This window comes from Pantoea sp. FN0305, from assembly GCF_050113845.1.
GTDB classification, from domain to species: domain Bacteria; phylum Pseudomonadota; class Gammaproteobacteria; order Enterobacterales; family Enterobacteriaceae; genus Mixta; species Mixta alhagi.
Genome location: NZ_JBNJSN010000002.1, coordinates 613,174 through 632,820, shown reverse-complemented (window position 1 = coordinate 632,820; position 19,647 = coordinate 613,174). Strand labels below are relative to the sequence as shown.

Sequence of the window (19,647 nt, the reverse complement as noted above, 5' to 3'; positions counted from 1 at the left end):
CCCGCCGCCAGCGTACCCAGCGCGCTGATGGTCTGCTTTTCCGTCTCCGTCAGGTCATCCACTTCCTTACCCGGATACAGCTGCTTCATCACCACCTGCGCCATCAGCTCGCCGCTCACCGCTCCCGCTGCTCCCGCCAGCGCACTGTTGCCTGACGCATACGACGCTACCGCCCCGACAACCGCATGGGCCATCGCTTTTGCTTCCGGGTTCCCTTCCGTCAGCTTATGTATCTGCTCTGCCAGATACGGCGCTGCCGCACCGCTGACAGCCTGACCGATATTGCCCCCCGCCAGCCCCTGTATCGCTGCCGTCGCCGCCTGCATCCCCTGTTGCAGCGCACTTCCCGTGCCGTAAGGCGCCATCGCCGTATTATAAGCCTGCTGCATTATCTCACTGGCGGCAGGATTCAGGTTGCCTTTCCCGGCCAGCGCTTCTCCCGCCGCCGCCAGCGCCGCCGGGTCCGTTTTCGCCTTCAGCCCTTCGAGTTCGCCCTGCGTCCTCGCGATATCCGCTGCCTGGCTGCCGATTTCCCCGATGAGCTGCGCCTGCTGCTGTCGCCGCTGTTCCTTCTCCTTACTGAAGATTTTTTCCAGCCCCGGGTTCGCTCCCGCCGTGTCACGCCTCAGCGCCGTCACGTCCTGCTGCTGCTTTGCCTGGTCACGTATCACGAGGCGGCCTTCACCTACCGCCGCTTTCGTCACCGAGTCCGCGCGGCCGCTGCTGTTCAGCCCCGCCAGCATCCCGTTCGCCAGATTTCCGGCAAACTGACTGCCAATGCTGCCCCCGGTGCTGAAGCCCACGCTCTGATGCTGCGTCTTATAGTCTGCGTGATTATGAATGTCGCTGAAGCCCAGCGTGCCGGTGTCCAGTTTGTTCAGGCTGCCGTCTGCCGTCGAGGCCATCACCGCCCCGTCCAGCTGCGTGTGCTGGCCGGTGTGGATATCAAAGCCGCCTTTCCCGGCAAAGACGCCCGTCTGCGCCGCCACGCTCTGCCAGCGGCTGTGCATGTTGTCACGGCTCAGGTTCACGCTGGCCGAGACGGTCATTGAGCCAAAGGTAAAGCTGCCGCCCGCGCTCTGCTGCCTGCTGGCACAGATCCTGAACCTGTCGCTGGATGAACTGCTGGGCCTGCCTGTCAGAAGAACATCGAAGCGTGGCCCGGCATCACGACTGGAGCAACAGATCGACGCGATCCGGCCGATGCCGATGACGAAGCAGAAGTTTGTGACGGAGATGCTGGATAACGTGACAGGTAAAACAGAGTAGTTAACAGACGCGGAACTGAGGTGCTGGAACACCCCAGCCCGCTGACCACAACCAACTAACAGGAGTAGTTGATATGGCTGCGCAACATCATAAGCCAGAGACCCGCACACCCACAACCTGCCGTTACACCGTGGGCTATATCCGGGATCAGCGGAAGTTTGAAGCATCGCCGTCCATTACTCTCAAGGGCCGCTGGATGACGACGCTGGGTTTTGAGACCGGGCAGAAGATCGAGGTGATCGCCGGGCCGGGCCAGTTGATCATCCGGCTGGCCGGTGAGGAGTAGCGGACTGGTTTAAAGTAAAATCCCGCCGGTAAAGGGCGGGATTTTAATTATTTCAGATTTTTATTGGCTTGTTCAAGTAAGTTAGTGAACTCATTAAAGTCAAAGTTCCAACCTTGAGCGTTTGGACAATTAAAAATTTCGATCCGCATTTCTTCATCCGGCTCATTAGATATTTCTGCAACTTGATCTGTATCCAAATAGATTTCGTAAACAACATTTTCTCTATCTGACAAGCTTGCTAGCTGCGCATGAAGTTTATTTTTCATTTTGGTGGCTCCAAAAACCCTATCAATTTTCCTTGGGCATCATAGCGAAGCCCTTGCCCATTGGATGAGAATATATCTGTTACTTGACCATAACGCCCTGTATTGCTTTGAATGATGGTCTTATTAGGATCGTTTAAGATTCTATCGACTATTTTCTGTCCTTGCTCATTTATTGATGATGGGTTGCCTTTAGCTGATGGGAAAGCACTTCCAGGGCGGCTACCATGTTTTTGAAGTGCCCTGCCAGCCAGTGTTAAGTCACCTTTTTTCGAAGCTGGATCAATATGCTTCGCTCCATTAGATAATTCATCAACAGACCACTTTCCAATATTGTTAGAAGCATCTGACGATGTGCTCTTCCGCCCATTCTCCTCGTCCTGCGGCTCCCAGCCGCCCGGCGTTCCCGATCCGGCACCGCCCAGCTCCTTCGCCACGTTCGGATCGCGTGCTTTTGCGGCCTCATCGCGCGCTTCCACGATGGACGGTCCGTCGGTAATCGGCGGCGTCTCCTCAACGCTGCCGTCCGGTTTGGTCATCACGCAGACTGATGCCCCGTTGCATCCGTTGCCCGGTTTCACCTCACCATTACCGCCAGCAGGCGGCGCAACGGGGACAACCGGCGCGGCAGGGAGCAGGAAGTTATTCTCAACATCAGTCTAAATGTGATGTTTTATTTTCTTTAAGCTTAGACAATATCCATATGCCTGTACCAACAGGTATGCCTGTTATCAACCCCTTTTTTATTGAGAAAAGCACGTCATCTTGCCAACCAAAAATGAAAGCTCCACTTTTCAAATAGACCAAAAAGGAAGCACACAGGCATCCAGATAAAACGACTAAGGTCATAATAGTGACGAAGGATAATAATAAGATCAACAGCGTTGTTAATCCATAATTACTCTGTTTCATTTATTATCCCCTGCTTCTTTCAGCTTGCTTTCAGTTTTACTGCCGGTTATTTCACTGGCGATCGAACCACCAATAGCTCCCACCATGCCAGCTGTTTTATCTGATACTAGAGGATAGTATTTGTTTCCAATTTCTACTGATTTACCGCCAGCAGAACCTATAGCCGTACCAAAACCCGCGCCGATCACAGCCGGAAGCGCATCTTTTCCCTGTATTTTAGCCCCCGCATACGCTCCAGTAATACTTGCCACTTCAGTGAACCAGAACCCTTTACCCTGCGTTAATCCACTTATACCTGTGGCTATAAGTGCATCTGTGGCACTGAATGGCCCGTCACCATTCAGCTGATTAAATATGTTCGCTGAACCACCAATTGCACCCGCGCCGATAACACTTCCCGCCGTTGCTGTAGCAGGCAAAAGAACAGGTGCCACAACTGTAGTTGCACCTGCACCCCATGCCGTTAATAAGCCGGTTGCAGCATTCTGTCCGGCAGGCAAATCACCTTTCACCAGCTTATCAGAGGCATATTTAATTTCTTCAGGTGTCGCCGGATTGAGCACTTTGCCAGTTTCATCAATAAGATTGGTATTAGTCATCAGCGATCCCTGAGCCTGAACATTATTCAGGAAACCGGTGCCAAAGCCTTCCAGGCCGGACAGCGCATTATTCTCAACCTCAGTCTGGAAGTTTAGCCAGTAAACTGTTCACCTTTTTTGCATCTTCAGGATGGATTTTTAAATACCTTTCACATGCCAGACGAACATAGTGATAACAAATTTCTTCGCTGACATTGATTGTATCCGCTTCTGAAGGGGGATATCCGACAGCAAATTCCACACCCTCAAAATGCTCACTTTCATCGTAACTGTTCATATCAGGAAAAAAACAATAAACGCCATCTCTCATAAATGAATGCTTTTTTATTATGCTTTCAACAGCATTTAAAAAAAGATCATCGTTATACATCAGATCAAAATAGCTTTTCATGACCAAATAATGGTCAGATTTCATATAAGGTAAATCAAATAAAAATTTCACCTATTAAATCCTATTTTGGATGGAAGTTAGTGACTCTACCTGTGTTTTTATCAAGATAGATCCTAAATGTTACACCACCAGCCGTAGCATCATATGCTTGCTGCCCTTTTGCTATAGCATCCTTATAACCTACTATCGCTGCCTGTTGACCAAGTTCTAGCATTACTTTATCGGTATATACCTTTGGATCATATACGGTTTTAGTTTCAGAATTAGGTTTGTAGTTTCCTGTTAGATTACCCGCTCTATCCTTAGTAGGTATTAAATATTCAACCTGTGTAATACCTTTAACACGAGTAGGTTTCTCGCTCACAATTTTCACATTGTATTGTTTGGCTGCATCATAAAATGCATCCGCATTATGTCCACCTGCTATCCCACTTTTTTGCGTAAATCCATCGACTGTTGATAAATGTTTTGGCTGATCGATTCTAAAGCTTATGCCATCAGGTGTACTGACCAGTGTCGTTCCTTCTGGTTGGCTCTTAGTTACTCTCCCTCCAGTCCCCGTAGACAGATACGCATTCGAGGACAGACCACTGCCAGCCGGAGAACCACTAACATTTCCCGCCCCGGCCATTGCCAGCACATCGTTATTGCCTTTCGTACTGGCCGCAATGTTTTGCTTAAACTCACCGTACTTCGACAGTACCGTTTTCAGCGTTGCCGCTGCGCCGCTGACAGCGCCTTTGCTAACTTCCGTCCCTTTCAGACCATACAATATTCCGGCAACATCCGCCGCCTGGTTAATATTGATAGCTATAGCAAACTTGTCCTTCGCTTCCTGGTAGCTGATATTTTGTGACTTCGCGTAACCCTCTATTGCGTAATCCCATTTATCAGCGCTGGTGTTCGCCACTATCTGGCTGACTTTAGCGTAGTCCTCCCGGTTCAGCTCCCGGTAGGTCAGCTGGCCGACGTAACCGTTGTAACTCCCTTTCAGGCCCTGCATCAGGGCGTTTGCATCCTGACAGGCCTCTGAAGTTTTTCCTTTTGCGCATGCATCCTGAGCATACTTATCAATTTCAGCATCAAGCCGGGCCAGCTGTTCGTGGCGTGCCTCCAGTTCAGCCACTTCTTCAGGCGTTCTGGGGTGCAGGGCCAGTCCGGTTTTTGACAATGCCAGTTCAATGCTGTTTTTTTCCTGAGCATCTTCTGCATGCAGCGCATTATTCTCAACCGCGTTCTTCCCGGCCTGCGCACCGGCCGCCGCGTTACCACTACTGTCACCAGCCAACCCGCCGGCAAGGCCCGCCGCCAGCGTACCCAGCGCGCTGATGGTCTGCTTTTCCGTCTCCGTCAGGTCATCCACTTCCTTACCCGGATACAGCTGCTTCATCACCACCTGCGCCATCAGCTCGCCGCTCACCGCTCCCGCTGCTCCCGCCAGCGCACTGTTGCCTGACGCATACGACGCTACCGCCCCGACAACCGCATGGGCCATCGCTTTTGCTTCCGGGTTCCCTTCCGTCAGCTTATGTATCTGCTCTGCCAGATACGGCGCTGCCGCACCGCTGACAGCCTGACCGATATTGCCCCCCGCCAGCCCCTGTATCGCTGCCGTCGCCGCCTGCATCCCCTGTTGCAGCGCACTTCCCGTGCCGTAAGGCGCCATCGCCGTATTATAAGCCTGCTGCATTATCTCACTGGCGGCAGGATTCAGGTTGCCTTTCCCGGCCAGCGCTTCTCCCGCCGCCGCCAGCGCCGCCGGGTCCGTTTTCGCCTTCAGCCCTTCGAGTTCGCCCTGCGTCCTCGCGATATCCGCTGCCTGGCTGCCGATTTCCCCGATGAGCTGCGCCTGCTGCTGTCGCCGCTGTTCCTTCTCCTTACTGAAGATTTTTTCCAGCCCCGGGTTCGCTCCCGCCGTGTCACGCCTCAGCGCCGTCACGTCCTGCTGCTGCTTTGCCTGGTCACGTATCACGAGGCGGCCTTCACCTACCGCCGCTTTCGTCACCGAGTCCGCGCGGCCGCTGCTGTTCAGCCCCGCCAGCATCCCGTTCGCCAGATTTCCGGCAAACTGACTGCCAATGCTGCCCCCGGTGCTGAAGCCCACGCTCTGATGCTGCGTCTTATAGTCTGCGTGATTATGAATGTCGCTGAAGCCCAGCGTGCCGGTGTCCAGTTTGTTCAGGCTGCCGTCTGCCGTCGAGGCCATCACCGCCCCGTCCAGCTGCGTGTGCTGGCCGGTGAGGATATCAAAGCCGCCTTTCCCGGCAAAGACGCCCGTCTGCTCCGCCACGCTCTGCCAGCGGCTGTGCATGTTGTCACGGCTCAGGTTCACGCTGGCCGAGACGGTCATTGAGCCAAAGGTAAAGCTGCCGCCCGCGCTGGCGCTCCGCTGTTTGCTGTCGTAACGGTCACTGTCCTGCTCTGAGGCCAGCGTCAGATTGCGCCCGGTCTCCACCTTCACGCTGTCGCCACGCACCTGCGCACCCCGCAGCGTGGTATCGCGTCCGGCCTTCAGGCTCAGCGCCTCGCCCGCCTCCAGCACGCTCTCTGTATGGGTCACACCGTTGCCGTTCTCCCGGCCCCGACTGCCGTTCACGCTGGCCGACACGCTGATGCCCCAGCCGCCGGATCCCGCCGTCAGACCCACACCGAGACTGCCGCCCTGGCTGCTGTTTTTTCCGTCGGTGCGCTCCGTGTTCTCTGCCGACAGCAGGTTCATATCATTCCTCGCCGTCAGCGCCATATCACCGCCCGCCTTCAGCTGGCTGCCCTGCACGCGGATATCGCCCCGGCTCTTCGCGTCTTCTCCCGTGGCGGTTATTTTCATGTGGCCGCCCGCGCCCAGCGTGCTGCCCTGCGCCTGGTGGCTTTCCGTGCGGGTTTCGCTTTTCGACGACTGGCTGCCATAGGAGAGGCTGATGCCCACCGTCTCCGTCGCGCCCTGCTCTGCGCCTTTATCTCCTGGTGCCAGGCCCGCCGCGCTGTTTCCGGCGTTCGCCGCGTCGGTACTGGCCCCATCCATCTGGTACGCCTGTAAGCCCTGGACGCCGGTCAGCGCCATTTTTGTCGCCTGCAGAGCCTTCAGGCGGTCATCGCCACTCTCCTGCAGGGCGTGCGCCATTTGTGTCATGGAATTGAGCGCCGAACCCACCGTGCCGGAGAGGGCCAGCGTCAGCCCGCTCTGCTTCTGTTCGGTTTTTGTCAGCGCCGTGTGGCTGTTTTCCGCCGCGCTTACCGCGACATCGCTGCCACTCAGCGTCAGATCTTTGCCGGCGATAACATCGCTGCCGTGTACCTTAAGTTGATTATTCGCGCTGAGGATCACGCTGCCGTCGCTGCTGCCGACCGCACTGCCTTTGCTGAACGTGCCGGTCGCGTCGGTGGTGCTTTTCTGCGATGCTTTTCCGATGGTGAAGCCGATACCACCGGTCCCCATCAGGCCCGATGTTTTCTCCTCACGCTGATGATTTTCCTCGCGGAATTCTGCGGCGGTGGTTACATGCAGATCACGCCCCGCCACCAGACCAACATCCTGCGTCCCCGTGATGTTGCTGCCCGTGACGGCAATATCCCGCCCCGCCTGCAGCTGTATGCTCTCCCCGCTGAAGGTGGTGCTGATCCCCTGACGATCGCGCAGTGCATCATGGGTTTCCAGGCTGCTGCGCGACAGCAGCCCGCTGCTGCTCTGTTTACTGTGTTCGGTCAAGTCAGTCACGCTGTTGCCCGTGTTCAGCGCAATATCACGCCCGGCAGCGGCACTCAGCGCGCCGTCCACCATGACGTCAGCCGCGTGGGTACGGATGTCGCGTCCGGCGCTGAGCTGCAGATCCCCGGCGGTGGTAATACGCGTTCCCACATCCGTCTGCTGCGTGAGGCGGCGATAGTTGTCGCTTCCCCAGCTATCGTTCTCGCTGTGGCGGGTTGTCAGGGTGTCCAGCGTCAGATCGTTACCTGCCTCGAGCCGGGTGGTGCCGCTTTTCCCGGCATTGCCGAGGTCGCTGGCCGTAAGCGTGATGTTGTTCAGCGCGCTCAGCGTCAGCGCGCCGTCCGGCGCCTGTACATAAATACCCGCCGGGCGATCCATCCAGCGATCGGCACCCTCACCGCGCAGCGTCGCCTGGCTGGTAATATCGCGTCCGGCCAGCAGTGAAACTCGCTTATCGCCGCCAATCGTACCACCTGTATTGATAATATCCTGGCGAGCGGTGAGGCTGACCTGATTGCCACCGATATAGCCGCTGTTAGCCAGCGTCTGCGCAGTGAGCTGCGTCACCTCACGCCCGTGAATGGTGCCGCTGTTGGTCATATCCCGCTGAACATCAAAAGCTACGTCGCCGCCGCCGAGCAACGCGCCGTCGCCGGTCAGATCGCCCTCTTTCACTTTCGCATAGACCTGCGGCACCAGCACAGTCTGCTGCGTACCGTCCGGCAGCGTCACCTTGTGATTAACCAGCCAGACGATGTCGCTGGTCAGCAGCGCCATCTGCACAGGCGTCAGCGCCACGCCCGGTTCAAGCTGATATCTTTCACCAAAAGCCACGCCGTTATTCATCAGTCCACGGAATTGCTCCTCGTCGCTGTGATAGCCGCTGATATAGCGATTGCCGGTAAGCTGAACGATCTGATCCCGCACCAGGCGTTGTTCATAATAGCCGTCACCCAACCGCTTGAGGGTCTGGCTGCCGTCCGCTGACAGGGCGTTCTGCATATAGTCGCTGCCCAGCCAGGTCTTCTGATTAACAAAGCGCGGATCGGTTTCCACCAGATAGTGGCTGTCGCTGGCGGGCTGTAGTGCGAACAGGCTGTTATCTGGCAGGTGGATGTTCGGTGAAATAGTGCGGATAACCGGCCTGATGGATTGCCCGTCCGCCACGGTAGCTGGCAGCGTCAGGGAAAACTGCTCTCCCGCGGGTAATACCAGGGGGCGATCTTTGATGCTGTCCAGCGTGGCGGCGCTGCTGTGACGCGGCGAATTTATCACCGGTGAGGTGGCCGGTTCGTTATGGGTCGGCAACGCTACCGCCATTGCCGTCTGTGGCATGTTAACCGCACTGACAGCGCCAGCCTGAGTAGCCACCCCCTGTTGTTGCCGGTTACCGGTCTGGTAACCCGTACCCTGCGCGGTGGTATTCGCCTGCCATGACAGGGTATTAAGATCGATAGTTTGCGTAACTGCCGCCGGGCGATAGTTGCTGGTGCTTTTGCCCTGCGAAGTTTTGGTACCGCCTAATTTCCTTTTCTTTTTTTTGGCATACCAACGTCTTACGGTTCCGTTATCGGTTGTGACGCGCGTTCCTTTAGTGGCCTGATTATCCAGTTTGCCTATCTGGCCACCCAGCGTGGCTCCAGCCAGAATTTGACTGTCATGGTTAGCCAGACGATCGGCGGTAAAGAACATATTCCCGCCCGACAGAATTTTGCCCGGATCGCTCTCTTTGACCTGAGTTTCCTGGACAACACGCTGGTAGCTGTATTCATAGAATTCACTGCCGCTGGTACCGTCCGGCATAATGGCTTTGTGAACTCCATACTTGTTTTTATGGCTGGTATCCACTTTTCCCCAGTCAAAACGATCGGCGTGCCCTTTTAATGCCGCCTCATGATGCCGGGCGTTCTCGGTTGTTACCGTTGTGGTCGTCAGCTGGTTGTTGGAATTGTTTACCTCCGCCATCGCGATAGAGGCATTCCGTCCCGCCTCGATAGTCGCGCCAGCGTTATTAAGCTGCTCTCCCTGCCCGGTGGCGTGATAATGGTTATCCAGCTGCCTGCCGAACTGCATATCTCCCGCACTGTAAATAAGGGCGTGATGACGATTGTTGATGGTGCCGGCAGCGATATCAAGACGCTCGCGCGCGGCGATAACGGCCGCTTTGCCATTTTCACTGAGGTTATTTAGTATGCTGACCGCCATGGCGATATGATCGCCATAAATACGTCCCGTGCCGGTATTATTCAGTACGTTTGCCACCAGATGTGTCAGCGCGCCATCGATCAGTCCGGTATTGTTCAGGTTGTTAGCGGCTTTTACGTGTGTGTCCTGGGCGCTGATCTCGCCCGTCGCTCTGTTGTCGATGTTGCGTGCAGTGAGAAAAAGCGCCTGCTGAGCGCCGATGGTGCTCTCGTTGGTCACGTCACCTTTTGCCGTGAGTTGCAGCGTACCGTTGGCTTTCACGTCAGCCACATTATGGAAGTCGCCGTTGAGGGTTATGCCCAGATTGCCCTTTGACAGTACCTGCCCATCTCCGCTCAGAGAAGCGGCTCTGATCTGCCCCTCTTTATCAACAATCAACGTTCCCTGGCGGTTGTTGATCTTCAGCGTCTGGCCTTGAGCTGCGTCCTGAACGATTAGCCTCGCTGCGGATGAGATAAGACCATTGACGTTTTCCAGCTCCTGCTGCACGGTCAGTTCCAGTTGATCGGCTGCCCGCAGTGCGCCCTGGCTGTTGTCCAGCTTATTCGTCTGTAGCGTCAGCGCTGCTCCCTCAATGCCTTTACCGTCCAGCCCCGTGTCACGGTTTATTAGCCAGGGCGTGATGATATCCAGCCCCTGACCGCCATGTATGAATCCACCGCTATTATCAAGCTGCTGAGCAAGAACAAGGCGTCCTGTACCGATACTTTGTACTTGCCCCGACTGGTTATCAAGCTGACCCGCCGTCAGTGTCAGCGTGTCCGCAGAAAGCAGCCTGCCGCCCTGGTTGAGCAGCCGGTTCGCGCCGGGGTTCAGCGTCAGATCTTTTCCACTCTGAATCTGCCCCTGTTGGTTATCCAGCAATCCGCTCCCGATATGGGCATCTCCCGATGCGGCAATCAGGCCACGCTGATTAACGAGCCTTTGCCCCGCGGTATCGATCGCAACATCACCCGCCGACTGCAGTTTACCGTCAGTGTTATCCACAGCCTGACCGTTAAAGGTCAGCCCACCGTTGCCCGCCACCTGCCCCAGGACATTATTCAATTTATCCGCTGTCAGTATGGCCCGGTTTCCGGCTGCGATAAAACCGCCCTGATTGTTAATGTCCGCGCTGTGCAAATCAAGATTATTCAGCGCGACAATGCCGCGCTGGTCACCGCTCTGGGTATTGATCAGCGTGTGACCTTGCGTATCAAGCGTCAGATCGCTTCCCGCCTGCAGCAGCCCGCCCTGGTTTTGCATCTCGCCCACCGTCAGCGTCAGCGATCCGGTGCCGCTGGCCAGCGTACCCGCACGGTTGTTAACGTTACCCCCAGTAATGTCGGCCGCGCGCTGACCGGTAAGCCGACCATTTTGATTATCGATTTCTCCCGCATGGATTATCAGCCTGTCACCGCCGATCAGCCGTCCATCCCGGTTGGCCAGGAGGTTGCCATGCGTATCCAACTGGAGCTCCTGAGCAGAGGCAATTTCTCCTGCGCGATTATTCAGCGTACCGCTATTCAGTTGCAGGATGCCCAGAGCACCCAGTTTTCCCTGCTGGTTATCAAAAGCCTGTTGATGGGTATCGATAATGACGTTCTGCCCAAAGATTGCGCCACGGTCGCCGCTGATTTGTCCAGTCGATAACTGTAGATCGCCACCGGCTATAATACCGCCGGTATCGCCGCTATCGGTATTGATCAACTTCGCGCCTTGCGTATCAAGAGAGAACTGGCCCCCCGCCTGCAGCAAACCACGCCCGTTATCCAGGCGGTCGGTCACCAACGTCAGCGCCTTATCTGCAGCCAGGATGCCGTCGCTATTGGCCAGCGTACCGCTGTTCAGCTGCATATCCCCCGCTGAGGCCAGCACACCCGCATCATTATTCAGTTCGCCGCTATTCAGGATGACATCACCGCCCGCAATAATGCCGCCTTCCGGCCCGCTTTGTTGATTAATCAGGGCCTCGCCGTGGGTATCAAGCTGCATCTCCCCCCCAGCCTGAATACGTCCGGCCTGGTTATTAAACCTGCCGCTGTCCAGCTGTAAGCCCCCTTGCGAGCTGAGCACCCCTTCCTGATGATTAAACGCATGCTGTTGCGTATCGATAACAACATTTCGTCCCTGAATGACCCCTTTGCTGCCTTCAATCTGACCGGTTTTCAGGCGCACATCCCCCCACGCCACAATACCGCCCCGCTCGCCGCTATCCGTATTGTTCAGCGTCTCACCACGGGTATCGATCGTCAATTTTTCTGCCGACTGTAGCAGGCCGCGCTGGTTATTTAGCGCGCCGGTATCAAGGGTAAGCGCCTGTTCTGAAAGCACCGTGCCATCGGTATTCGTTAGATTGCCACTGGTGAGATGTGCAGCATCGGACGCAGCGATCAAGCCACGACGGTTATCAATAGCACCGCTGGTGACGGAGAGCGTGCCGCCGCTCAGAATGCCCGCCTTGCCGCTCTCTGCGTTGACCAGCATCTGACCCTGGGTATCTATCAGCAAATCCTTACCGGACTGAATAAGGCCTGCGGTGTTATCTACCTTACCACCTGTGAAATTCAGGTTCTGTTGCGCCACCAGCTTACCGCTGGCGTTAGTTAACTCGCCCTGCTGTGTATTCACGGCCAGATCGCCGCCCAGCAATATACCGTCACGGTTATTCAGGCCCTGACTCTTAGCCGTCAACTGCCGCGCAGCCTCAATACGTCCCTGGGTATTATCAATCTTCTCCTGGGTCGTCAGACGGGCCTCTCCGTGTGTTGCGGCAACCAGACCTTGCTGGTTTTGCAGCGTGGCGGCGGATAGTTGCAGGTTATTGCCCGCCAGCAGCTTGCCCTGAGCATTGTTCAGATCGCGGCGGGCATGCAGTTGCAGATCGCCTTTGTCCGCCGCCAGCAGCGTGCCACGGCGGTTATTCAGGTTGCCTGACGTCACATTCAGGCTGCCGCCGCTTTCAATACGTCCATTTTGGTTATCCACTGCGTCGGAAAGCGCAAGAACCATCTCTCCTGTGCCCCGCTGACTGAGCAGACCCTGATGGTGATCAAGCGTCTTCCCGGTCAAGGTTAGCGACTCCGCCTGTGTCTGCCCGTGGGATAAATCGAGATGGTCGCCTTTTATGGTCATTGCGCCAGCCGATAATAGGTTGCCCTGCGCGCCCTCAAGCTGACCAGCGTTAACCGTTAATCTCCCGTTGCCCGCCAGCTGTATGCTGCCCTGCTGGTTATTTAAGCGCTCTGCATCAAGCGTGAGGGCATGCCCGTTGCCTGCGATCAACCCGCTGCGGTTTTCAATGTCTTGCGCCTGAAGGTGCGTATCACCTTCGTTAACGATCGTTCCCTGATTGTTAAGCAATGATCCGGTATTCAGGATCAGCGTCTCATGATTTTGCTGGCGCAGCAGGCCGCCCTCGTTATCAATATTTTTTGCCGTAACGCTGAGGCTGTCCGAAGCGATCTTGCCTTTCTTATTGGTCAGTTGGGTAGCCGCCTGCACGCGAAGATTTTTCCCCGTTAGCGTGGCAGCCGAGGTGGTGATATCTCCCTGCGTAGAAGTCAGCGCAATATTTCCCGCTGTTGTCTGGCTTCCGCTCAGATCGACCCTGGCTCCCTGAACCAAAATCCCATCACGCGCCAGGTTTTGCCCCTGCGCTTTCAGCTCTCCCTGACTGGTGAGCACCAGATTTCCCGGCTGCGTCAGAGCGCCGCTGTTGTCAACGCCTGCCGCCAAGGTTCCTTCGCTGCTACTCTTAATACCCTGTGCTGTGAGTCTGTTATTTCCTGCAGCAATAATCGTCCCGCTGTTATGCAGTGTCCCTTCTGAAGTTAACGTGACATCCTGCTGTGAGCCTATCTTTCCGCTGTTGTGTTGATCGCCCTGGCTGGCGATATGCAGCGCGTCATGGCTGTGCAGCGTGCCGCTGTTCTCCAGCTTGCCATCAAGGGTCAGGCGAAGCTCGCCTACACTTGCACCCAGTTCCCCTGCGTTGCGAACCCCAACGCCCTGCTCAGTGCCGGTCAGGGTAATCTTGTTGGCGTACATGCCGCCAAGCGCTGCCACATCAAGCGCATAAGCAGGCTGGCTGGTGGCATCAGACGCTTTTACGCGGGTCACGCGCCCCTCTGCCGACACCTCATTTCGACCGGTTACGACGTTCAGCTCGCCGGCATGCAATTTAGCATTCACCGTCACCGACTGCGCAATAATCTGGGTATAGTCTGCTGCCGTATCTCGTAAGCCTTTCCCTTCAATATTGATGCGACCGCCGTTGACGTCGAAGCCCTTCAACTGCCCGTTTTCCATTACCGGCTGCCCGGTGGTCAAAGTATTGCGGCTGGCATTGATAAAGCCGCAGCCGTTGCAGGTAATACCAGAGGGATTAGCGATCACTACCGCCGCACGTTTCCCGGCGACCTCAATAAAACCGTTAAGCTGGCTTGGGTTACGGCTGTTCACTTCATTGAGAATGACGCTGGCTTCCTGCTTTGCCAGCCAGGGGTTGGCCGCAACCATGCCGCCCAGTTTGGTTTGGACATTTTTATGGCTGTTATTGAGAATAGCGCCGCGCTTATCGACATCAAGCTGGCTGTATTGGTTGCGCGAAACGCCGTGGCTGTTCGGCGTCTGGATATTGATCTGCGGCAGGCCATTGGCCGTTGACACAACCGTGGGCTGCTGATTTCCGGGCGCACGGCTATCCGCGACAATATTGGCCTGCGTGGGCAGGCTGACCACGCCTGCTGCAAACCACAGAGCGTAACAGAGCGGGTTAATGCGCACCTGCACTTCTGGCATTCTGCGCTGACGGCTGCGGGCAAAGCGGGTATAACCTCCGCGGGCGATGTCGGGCACCACCATCAATATCCCACGAACTTTATTAAAAATAATGCGATAGCAAAGTTTATTCATAATACGCACAGTCCATTGTCAGACAAGATACCCGGTGAGCAGGTTTTCAATAATTCCAGTTCAGGCTAAAGCCGTACGTAACCGGATTGGTTTTAAATCCCTCTGGCTTAGAGAGGGGGATACCGGCAAAAAAGTCATAGCTGATGTTGGCCGGTGCGATCCCGCCGCGTAAGCCTGCTACGCCACCCGCCAGATGGCCGCCGGGCAATCCGCCCTGCGTGGCACGATTGCCGCCAACCTCGCCATAGTCTGCTCCCAGATAAAACTCCTGTGCCGGAACCGGCGTTTGCCAGGCCAGCGTGTTTTGTAGCGTCCAACCCCGGCTGGCGCTCAGGGTTCTTTCACCGTCGAATCCGCGTACCGTCCATCGGTTGCCGATGGCGAATTCATCCTGCGGCGTTAATGGCGTATTGCTCATCTGACGACGATATTGGATGTTGTAACTGAAATTTTGGTTGCCCAGCGAAAAGGGCGTGGTCAGTGCCGCCTGCCAGGTAAGGATTTTCGAGAGCGCGGTGGCCCAGGTATCATCCTCATAGCTTTCTTCCCACGCAGGTAGCGCGCCAAACCAACGAGTTCCACGCTGATAGCTCACCCCCGCGTCCAGCGTCGCCGGGCCAAGGTAGTGCCGATGCGTCAGCCCCAACCGCCATGCGCTTGTACGACGCTGTTGGCTGGCGATTTCAGTGTTATTAATGAAATTTTGCGACGCTTTAACCAGTACATCGTAGCTGGCGGTCGTTTTGGAAGTGGCATTACGGTGCAGTACCCGACTGACCTGCAGATCCAGCAAGCGGCTTTTGCCGGCATACAGCACATCCAGATTGTTGTATCCGGCTACTGTCTGATGGTAATCGTAGTCACTGGCGGTTATCCCGAATTGCCAATAGCCGAACGGCACCGAGTAATGACCAGAAAGATTTTTGCTGCTTTTCCTGCCAGCGAATCTCAGGTCACGGCTGGCAGTGAAATAGAGTAAATCGCTTAACGAGGTGGGATTATCCAGCGCCAGCATTACGCCGCTCTGATAGCGCCCTGTGTTTTCCGTACCAGAATCATCCAGCCAGAACCCCAGGCGCCAGAATCGCTGCTGTTTACGTTCAATGATAATGTCGCTTTCACCCGCTTTGGCGCCAGGGCGTAACGTCATATGCGCCTCCACGCTCGGCAGACGCTGCAAATTTTCCAACCCCTGTTCAATATCCCGCAAATCGAGCAGCGCGCCAGCGTGCGCCGGCATGGTGGGGTAAAGACTGGCATACTGCGCAGAGGATGACGTTAGCGTCACGTTGCGCACTTTACCGGCCACTATCAGCAGCTTAAGCTCCCCAGCGCGCAAATCCTGCTGCGGCGCCAGTACACGCGTTGTCACCCAGCCGTGGTTGATTAGTCGGTTTTGCAGCGTCCCCATCAGCTGATTGATGCCCTGCACACCCAGGCAGTGGCCAGTCGCCCGATCGGCAAGCCGTTGCAGGGGAACCCAGTGAGGTAACGTTTCTTTTCCAGAGAGCGTAACCTGTTTAATGGTAAAACAAGGCGTTTCGTCCGGGAAAACCAGGCGCGAAGGCACGGGTACGGGCTTAGACAGGCGAATATCAGGCGCTTGCGGCATCAATTGTTGTTGGCGGGCTTTTTGCTGTTCTTGCTGATGCTGTATTTGTTCGTCACCCGGCGCGGCCTGAACGACGCCAACAAACAAAGTAACAAGCGCAGCGACAGATGGCGCTGATACGCGTATTTTTTTCTGGCCCTGCATATTAATTCCGGCGGCGTAAAGAGTAAACAAATAGGTATGAAACGCTATTATGCACCCTGATAAAAACAGAAAATAGAATATACGCTTTATTTACGCAGGCTGTTTATGAAATGTTTATAAACAGCATTTCTGGGTACGCGAAATAATGTTATTTAGATCCGGGAACAAGAAAATATAAATTATATCTATTTTAATTATCAGGCAGCGCGCGGAGTTTTAAATTACCTTAAGGCAAATAAAAATAATATAACACTGATTATTTTTAATTATAATCACCCTGTTTAATTAATCAGCATCAATAAATAAGTGCCACATACTCTCCCGTATGTTCCTTTACCTCTGTCCGCAAATTTCGTAACGGCATCATATTATTCTTTCAATTAAATAAAGCGGAGGTTAGCGCGAATACAGCATGTCTGTTGGCGAAAAGAACCGTTATCGGAAGCAGGTAAGTTGATGATACCAACTCAGCGATAAAACTGAAAACGAGCCTCATCACAATAATGAGGCTCGTTATGCAGGTGTGGCCTGTCAGCTCTGGTTGTTGCCCGTACCCAGCCGAAATGCTGTCAGAGCTTATGCCTGATTGCCGTTGCTGTTAAGGATGAGCTGCCCGTTCCGATCCAGCGGAATGCGGGTGCCGGGATCGTTTTCCATACGGATTTTTCCCTGCTGATCGCCAATTTTATAGGTGACGTCATAGCCCAGCATTTTATCCTGCTTATCGTAGACCGTTTTGCAACGCTGTTCAGTGGTGGTGTAAGTATCACGATCCTGCAGACTGCCCTGAACCTGATTACCGGCATAGCCGCCTGCCAGCGCGCCCGCTACTGTTGCCACATCCTTACCGCGCCCGCCGCCAAACTGGTGACCCAGTACCCCGCCAGCCACCGCGCCCAGTACTGAGCCAGCGATACGATTCTCATCCTGTACCGCCCGACGATGGGTAAGCGTCACGTTACGGCACTCCTGCCGTGGGTTCTTGATCGTTTCCTTGATGGGCGTTGCGGAAATAACCTGTGCGTATTGGGGAGCCGGATTAAACACATTCATACTGGCAACGGCAGCCACGCCCAGAGCAGCAACCACACCAATACCCATACCCGCTATCATTGATTTATTCACAGGAAAACCTCCTGACTATGTTACCGCGCAATCCTGCTGCTGCCGGTTCCCTGGCAGTAAGCCCTACTCGGCGTGCGCGACTCGCCGTGGTAATTGATAAAAATTGTGCAGATGCAGACGAAAACCAGCAATCAGATAAAGGGAGGAAAAGCGCTAAAGCCGGATAAACAAAGGCTTTTCAGAGAGTTCTTAGCCATCAGCGCGTTGCCCATAACAATGTTGCCCCTCCCTTTTTTACTTTAACGCCACGCCGGTCACATAAATATTTCACGCCCGCCCGGTTCGTGATTTACGGGCCCGGGAAATTTCTGTCCCGTTGAGGAAACAAAATTTTCTAAATCAATCTTTGCTATGTCGGTAAGCCAGAAAACAGAGGAATTCACTATGGACAATCGCGGATCAAACATCATATCCACGGCTCCGCTTCGTCAGACCAGCGCAGCGATCGTAGCCTTACCGGTTACGACACGCGTTTGCTGGCGGAGTAAGTACCGATGCTGGCTGTCAGCGCTGAATTTGGCTCGATTCCTGATATGGCTACGCCGCTGCGCGCTTTTGCCGAAGAGGTTACCGGAATTTTGGTGCCGCACTGCGGCCATTTTTTACCGGAAGAGCAGCCGCAGGCCGTTGCCAGCGAGCTAAGCGCATTTTTTATTTAACGCAGTATCAGGAAAGAGGCAGCCCGTGTTGAAGCACAGGCTGCCTTAGCTGCGGGAAATTAATGCAGCTTCAGGCGTGGACGGATCACCCGGTTGATGCTGCCCACCAGCATCATCAGACCGGTTTTAAAGTAGCCGTGCAGCGCAATCTGGTGCATACGATAAAGCGAGATGTAGACGAAACGCGCGATACGTCCTTCCACCATCATTGAACCACGCATCAGGTTACCCATCAGGCTGCCTACAGTACTGAACCGGGAGAGCGAAACCAGCGAGCCGTGATCTTTATAAACATAAGGCTTCAGCGGCTGCTGACGCATTTGCGCCAGGATATTTTCCAGCGCCTTCGAAGCCATCTGATGTGCCGACTGCGCACGCGGCGGCACAAATCCGCCGGACGGCAGCGCGCAGGAGGCGCAGTCGCCGATGGCGTAGATATCGTCATCCAGCGTGGTTTGCAGCGTCTCTTTCACCACCAGCTGATTAATACGGTTGGTTTCCAGTCCGCCGATATCTTTCATAAAATCTGGCGCTTTGATGCCCGCTGCCCAGACCATCAGATCCGCTTCGATAAAGTCGCCGCTTTTGGTATGCAGGCCATGTTTATCCGCGCTGGTGACCATGGTTTGCGTCAGCACCTGCACACCCAGTTTGGTCAGTTCCTGATGCGCCGCTGCAGAAATGCGTGCCGGCAGCGCTGGCAGAATGCGTTCGCCCGCTTCGACCAGCGTAACGTTCAGCACTTGATTATCCAGCCCTTTGTAGCCGTAACTGTGCAGCTGTTTAACTGCGTTATGCAGCTCAGCGGAAAGCTCAACGCCCGTTGCGCCGCCGCCAACAATCGCAATATTGATTTTCCCCTGCCGGTCGGCATTGGCGGAATACTTCAGGAACAGGTTAAGCATTTCATTATGGAAACGCTGCGCCTGATGCGGGTTATCGAGGAAGATGCAGTGATCTTTCACGCCCGGCGTACCGAAATCATTCGAGGTGCTGCCCAGCGCCATAACCAGCGTGTCGTAAGGCACTTCACGCGCCGGGACCAGCACTTCGCCCTGCGCATCACGAATTTCCGCCAGCTGTAGCCGCTTGTTTTCCCGATCGATATCGGTGAGCGACCCCAGCTGGAACTGGAAGTGGTGATTACGCGCATGGGCCAGGTAGCTGAGCGCATCGATACCTTCATCCAGCGATCCGGTTGCCACTTCATGCAGCAGCGGTTTCCATAAATGACTATGGTTGCGATCGACCAGCGTAATTTCCGCTTTCTGACGGCGACCCAGCTTGTGCCCCAGCTGCGTTGCCAGCTCCAGACCACCGGCTCCCCCACCAACGATAACAATTTTTTTCAACGGTGTAGTCAAAATGACCCCCTTAAAATGTAAACCAAAAGTTAACCAAAGGTTAACAAAAACCTTAGTTAACATAGGGTTGCGAAGTTAAATCGCGAGCTGGAGTCAGAATAACATGGCGGGGTAAGTTGGTCATACCAAATTTGATACAGATCAATTTTACTGCAATAAGTCGGATTATTGCCCATAAAAAAAGCGGGCGATTGTCGGGCAATCATCCCGCTAAAC

General features: G+C 55.0%; 11 protein-coding genes and 2 pseudogenes. 3 read left to right on the top strand and 10 right to left on the bottom strand.

What is annotated here, in order from left to right; translation table 11 throughout:
• Nucleotides 1-1,010, bottom strand: a 1,010-nt coding sequence (locus ACQE3Y_RS07055; RefSeq protein ID WP_426981177.1) for a VENN motif pre-toxin domain-containing protein, incomplete at its 3' end; no start/stop codon positions are given.
• 64 nt (nucleotides 1,011-1,074) lie between these two features.
• On the opposite strand from ACQE3Y_RS07055, the pseudogene ACQE3Y_RS07050 reads away from it, so the two are divergent.
• A pseudogene (locus ACQE3Y_RS07050) lies at nucleotides 1,075-1,269 on the top strand (transcriptional regulator); the annotation flags it as partial.
• A gap of 73 nt (nucleotides 1,270-1,342) precedes the next feature.
• On the top strand, nucleotides 1,343-1,555 hold the full coding sequence (locus ACQE3Y_RS07045; protein WP_426981176.1) for a SymE family type I addiction module toxin: 213 nt from the start codon (nucleotides 1,343-1,345) through the stop codon (nucleotides 1,553-1,555).
• 47 nt (nucleotides 1,556-1,602) lie between these two features.
• Here the strand turns inward: ACQE3Y_RS07045 and ACQE3Y_RS07040 are convergent, their stop codons facing one another.
• The 8 genes from ACQE3Y_RS07040 to ACQE3Y_RS07005 all read right to left on the bottom strand — a co-directional run bounded on the left by ACQE3Y_RS07040 (nucleotide 1,603) and on the right by ACQE3Y_RS07005 (nucleotide 17,408).
• Nucleotides 1,603-1,821 carry a hypothetical protein gene (locus tag ACQE3Y_RS07040; protein WP_426981175.1) on the bottom strand — a complete coding sequence of 73 codons (219 nt, stop codon included), beginning with the start codon at nucleotides 1,819-1,821 and terminating at the stop codon, nucleotides 1,603-1,605.
• Complete coding sequence (locus tag ACQE3Y_RS07035) at nucleotides 1,818-2,360, bottom strand: hypothetical protein (protein WP_426981174.1); 543 nt, start codon at nucleotides 2,358-2,360, stop codon at nucleotides 1,818-1,820. Before ACQE3Y_RS07035 ends, ACQE3Y_RS07040 begins: the two co-directional genes overlap by 4 nt.
• A gap of 112 nt (nucleotides 2,361-2,472) precedes the next feature.
• Nucleotides 2,473-2,730, bottom strand: a complete 258-nt coding sequence (locus tag ACQE3Y_RS07030) for an immunity protein (RefSeq protein ID WP_426981173.1) — start codon at nucleotides 2,728-2,730, stop codon at nucleotides 2,473-2,475.
• On the bottom strand, nucleotides 2,727-3,329 hold the full coding sequence (locus ACQE3Y_RS07025; protein ID WP_426981172.1) for a hypothetical protein: 603 nt from the start codon (nucleotides 3,327-3,329) through the stop codon (nucleotides 2,727-2,729). The genes ACQE3Y_RS07030 and ACQE3Y_RS07025 overlap by 4 nt, the downstream gene beginning before the upstream one ends.
• 79 nt (nucleotides 3,330-3,408) lie before the next feature.
• Nucleotides 3,409-3,771, bottom strand: a complete 363-nt coding sequence (gene cdiI / locus ACQE3Y_RS07020) for a ribonuclease toxin immunity protein CdiI (RefSeq protein WP_426981171.1) — start codon at nucleotides 3,769-3,771, stop codon at nucleotides 3,409-3,411.
• Nucleotides 3,772-3,781: 10 nt separating this feature from the next.
• Nucleotides 3,782-14,527 carry a hemagglutinin repeat-containing protein gene (locus ACQE3Y_RS07015; protein WP_426981169.1) on the bottom strand — a complete coding sequence of 3,582 codons (10,746 nt, stop codon included), beginning with the start codon at nucleotides 14,525-14,527 and terminating at the stop codon, nucleotides 3,782-3,784.
• Nucleotides 14,528-14,573: 46 nt separating this feature from the next.
• A complete protein-coding gene (locus tag ACQE3Y_RS07010; RefSeq protein WP_426974364.1) occupies nucleotides 14,574-16,283 on the bottom strand; it encodes a ShlB/FhaC/HecB family hemolysin secretion/activation protein in 1,710 nt (569 codons plus the stop codon).
• 576 nt (nucleotides 16,284-16,859) lie between these two features.
• Entirely contained in the window at nucleotides 16,860-17,408 is a 549-nt protein-coding gene (locus tag ACQE3Y_RS07005) for a glycine zipper 2TM domain-containing protein (protein ID WP_426974363.1), read from the bottom strand.
• 488 nt (nucleotides 17,409-17,896) lie between these two features.
• On the opposite strand from ACQE3Y_RS07005, the pseudogene ACQE3Y_RS07000 reads away from it, so the two are divergent.
• A pseudogene (locus tag ACQE3Y_RS07000) lies at nucleotides 17,897-18,067 on the top strand (alpha/beta fold hydrolase); the annotation flags it as partial.
• A 59-nt stretch (nucleotides 18,068-18,126) separates the two neighbouring features.
• Here the strand turns inward: ACQE3Y_RS07000 and ACQE3Y_RS06995 are convergent.
• Nucleotides 18,127-19,431 carry an NAD(P)/FAD-dependent oxidoreductase gene (locus ACQE3Y_RS06995; RefSeq protein ID WP_426974362.1) on the bottom strand — a complete coding sequence of 435 codons (1,305 nt, stop codon included), beginning with the start codon at nucleotides 19,429-19,431 and terminating at the stop codon, nucleotides 18,127-18,129.
• Nucleotides 19,432-19,647 lie beyond the last annotated feature (216 nt).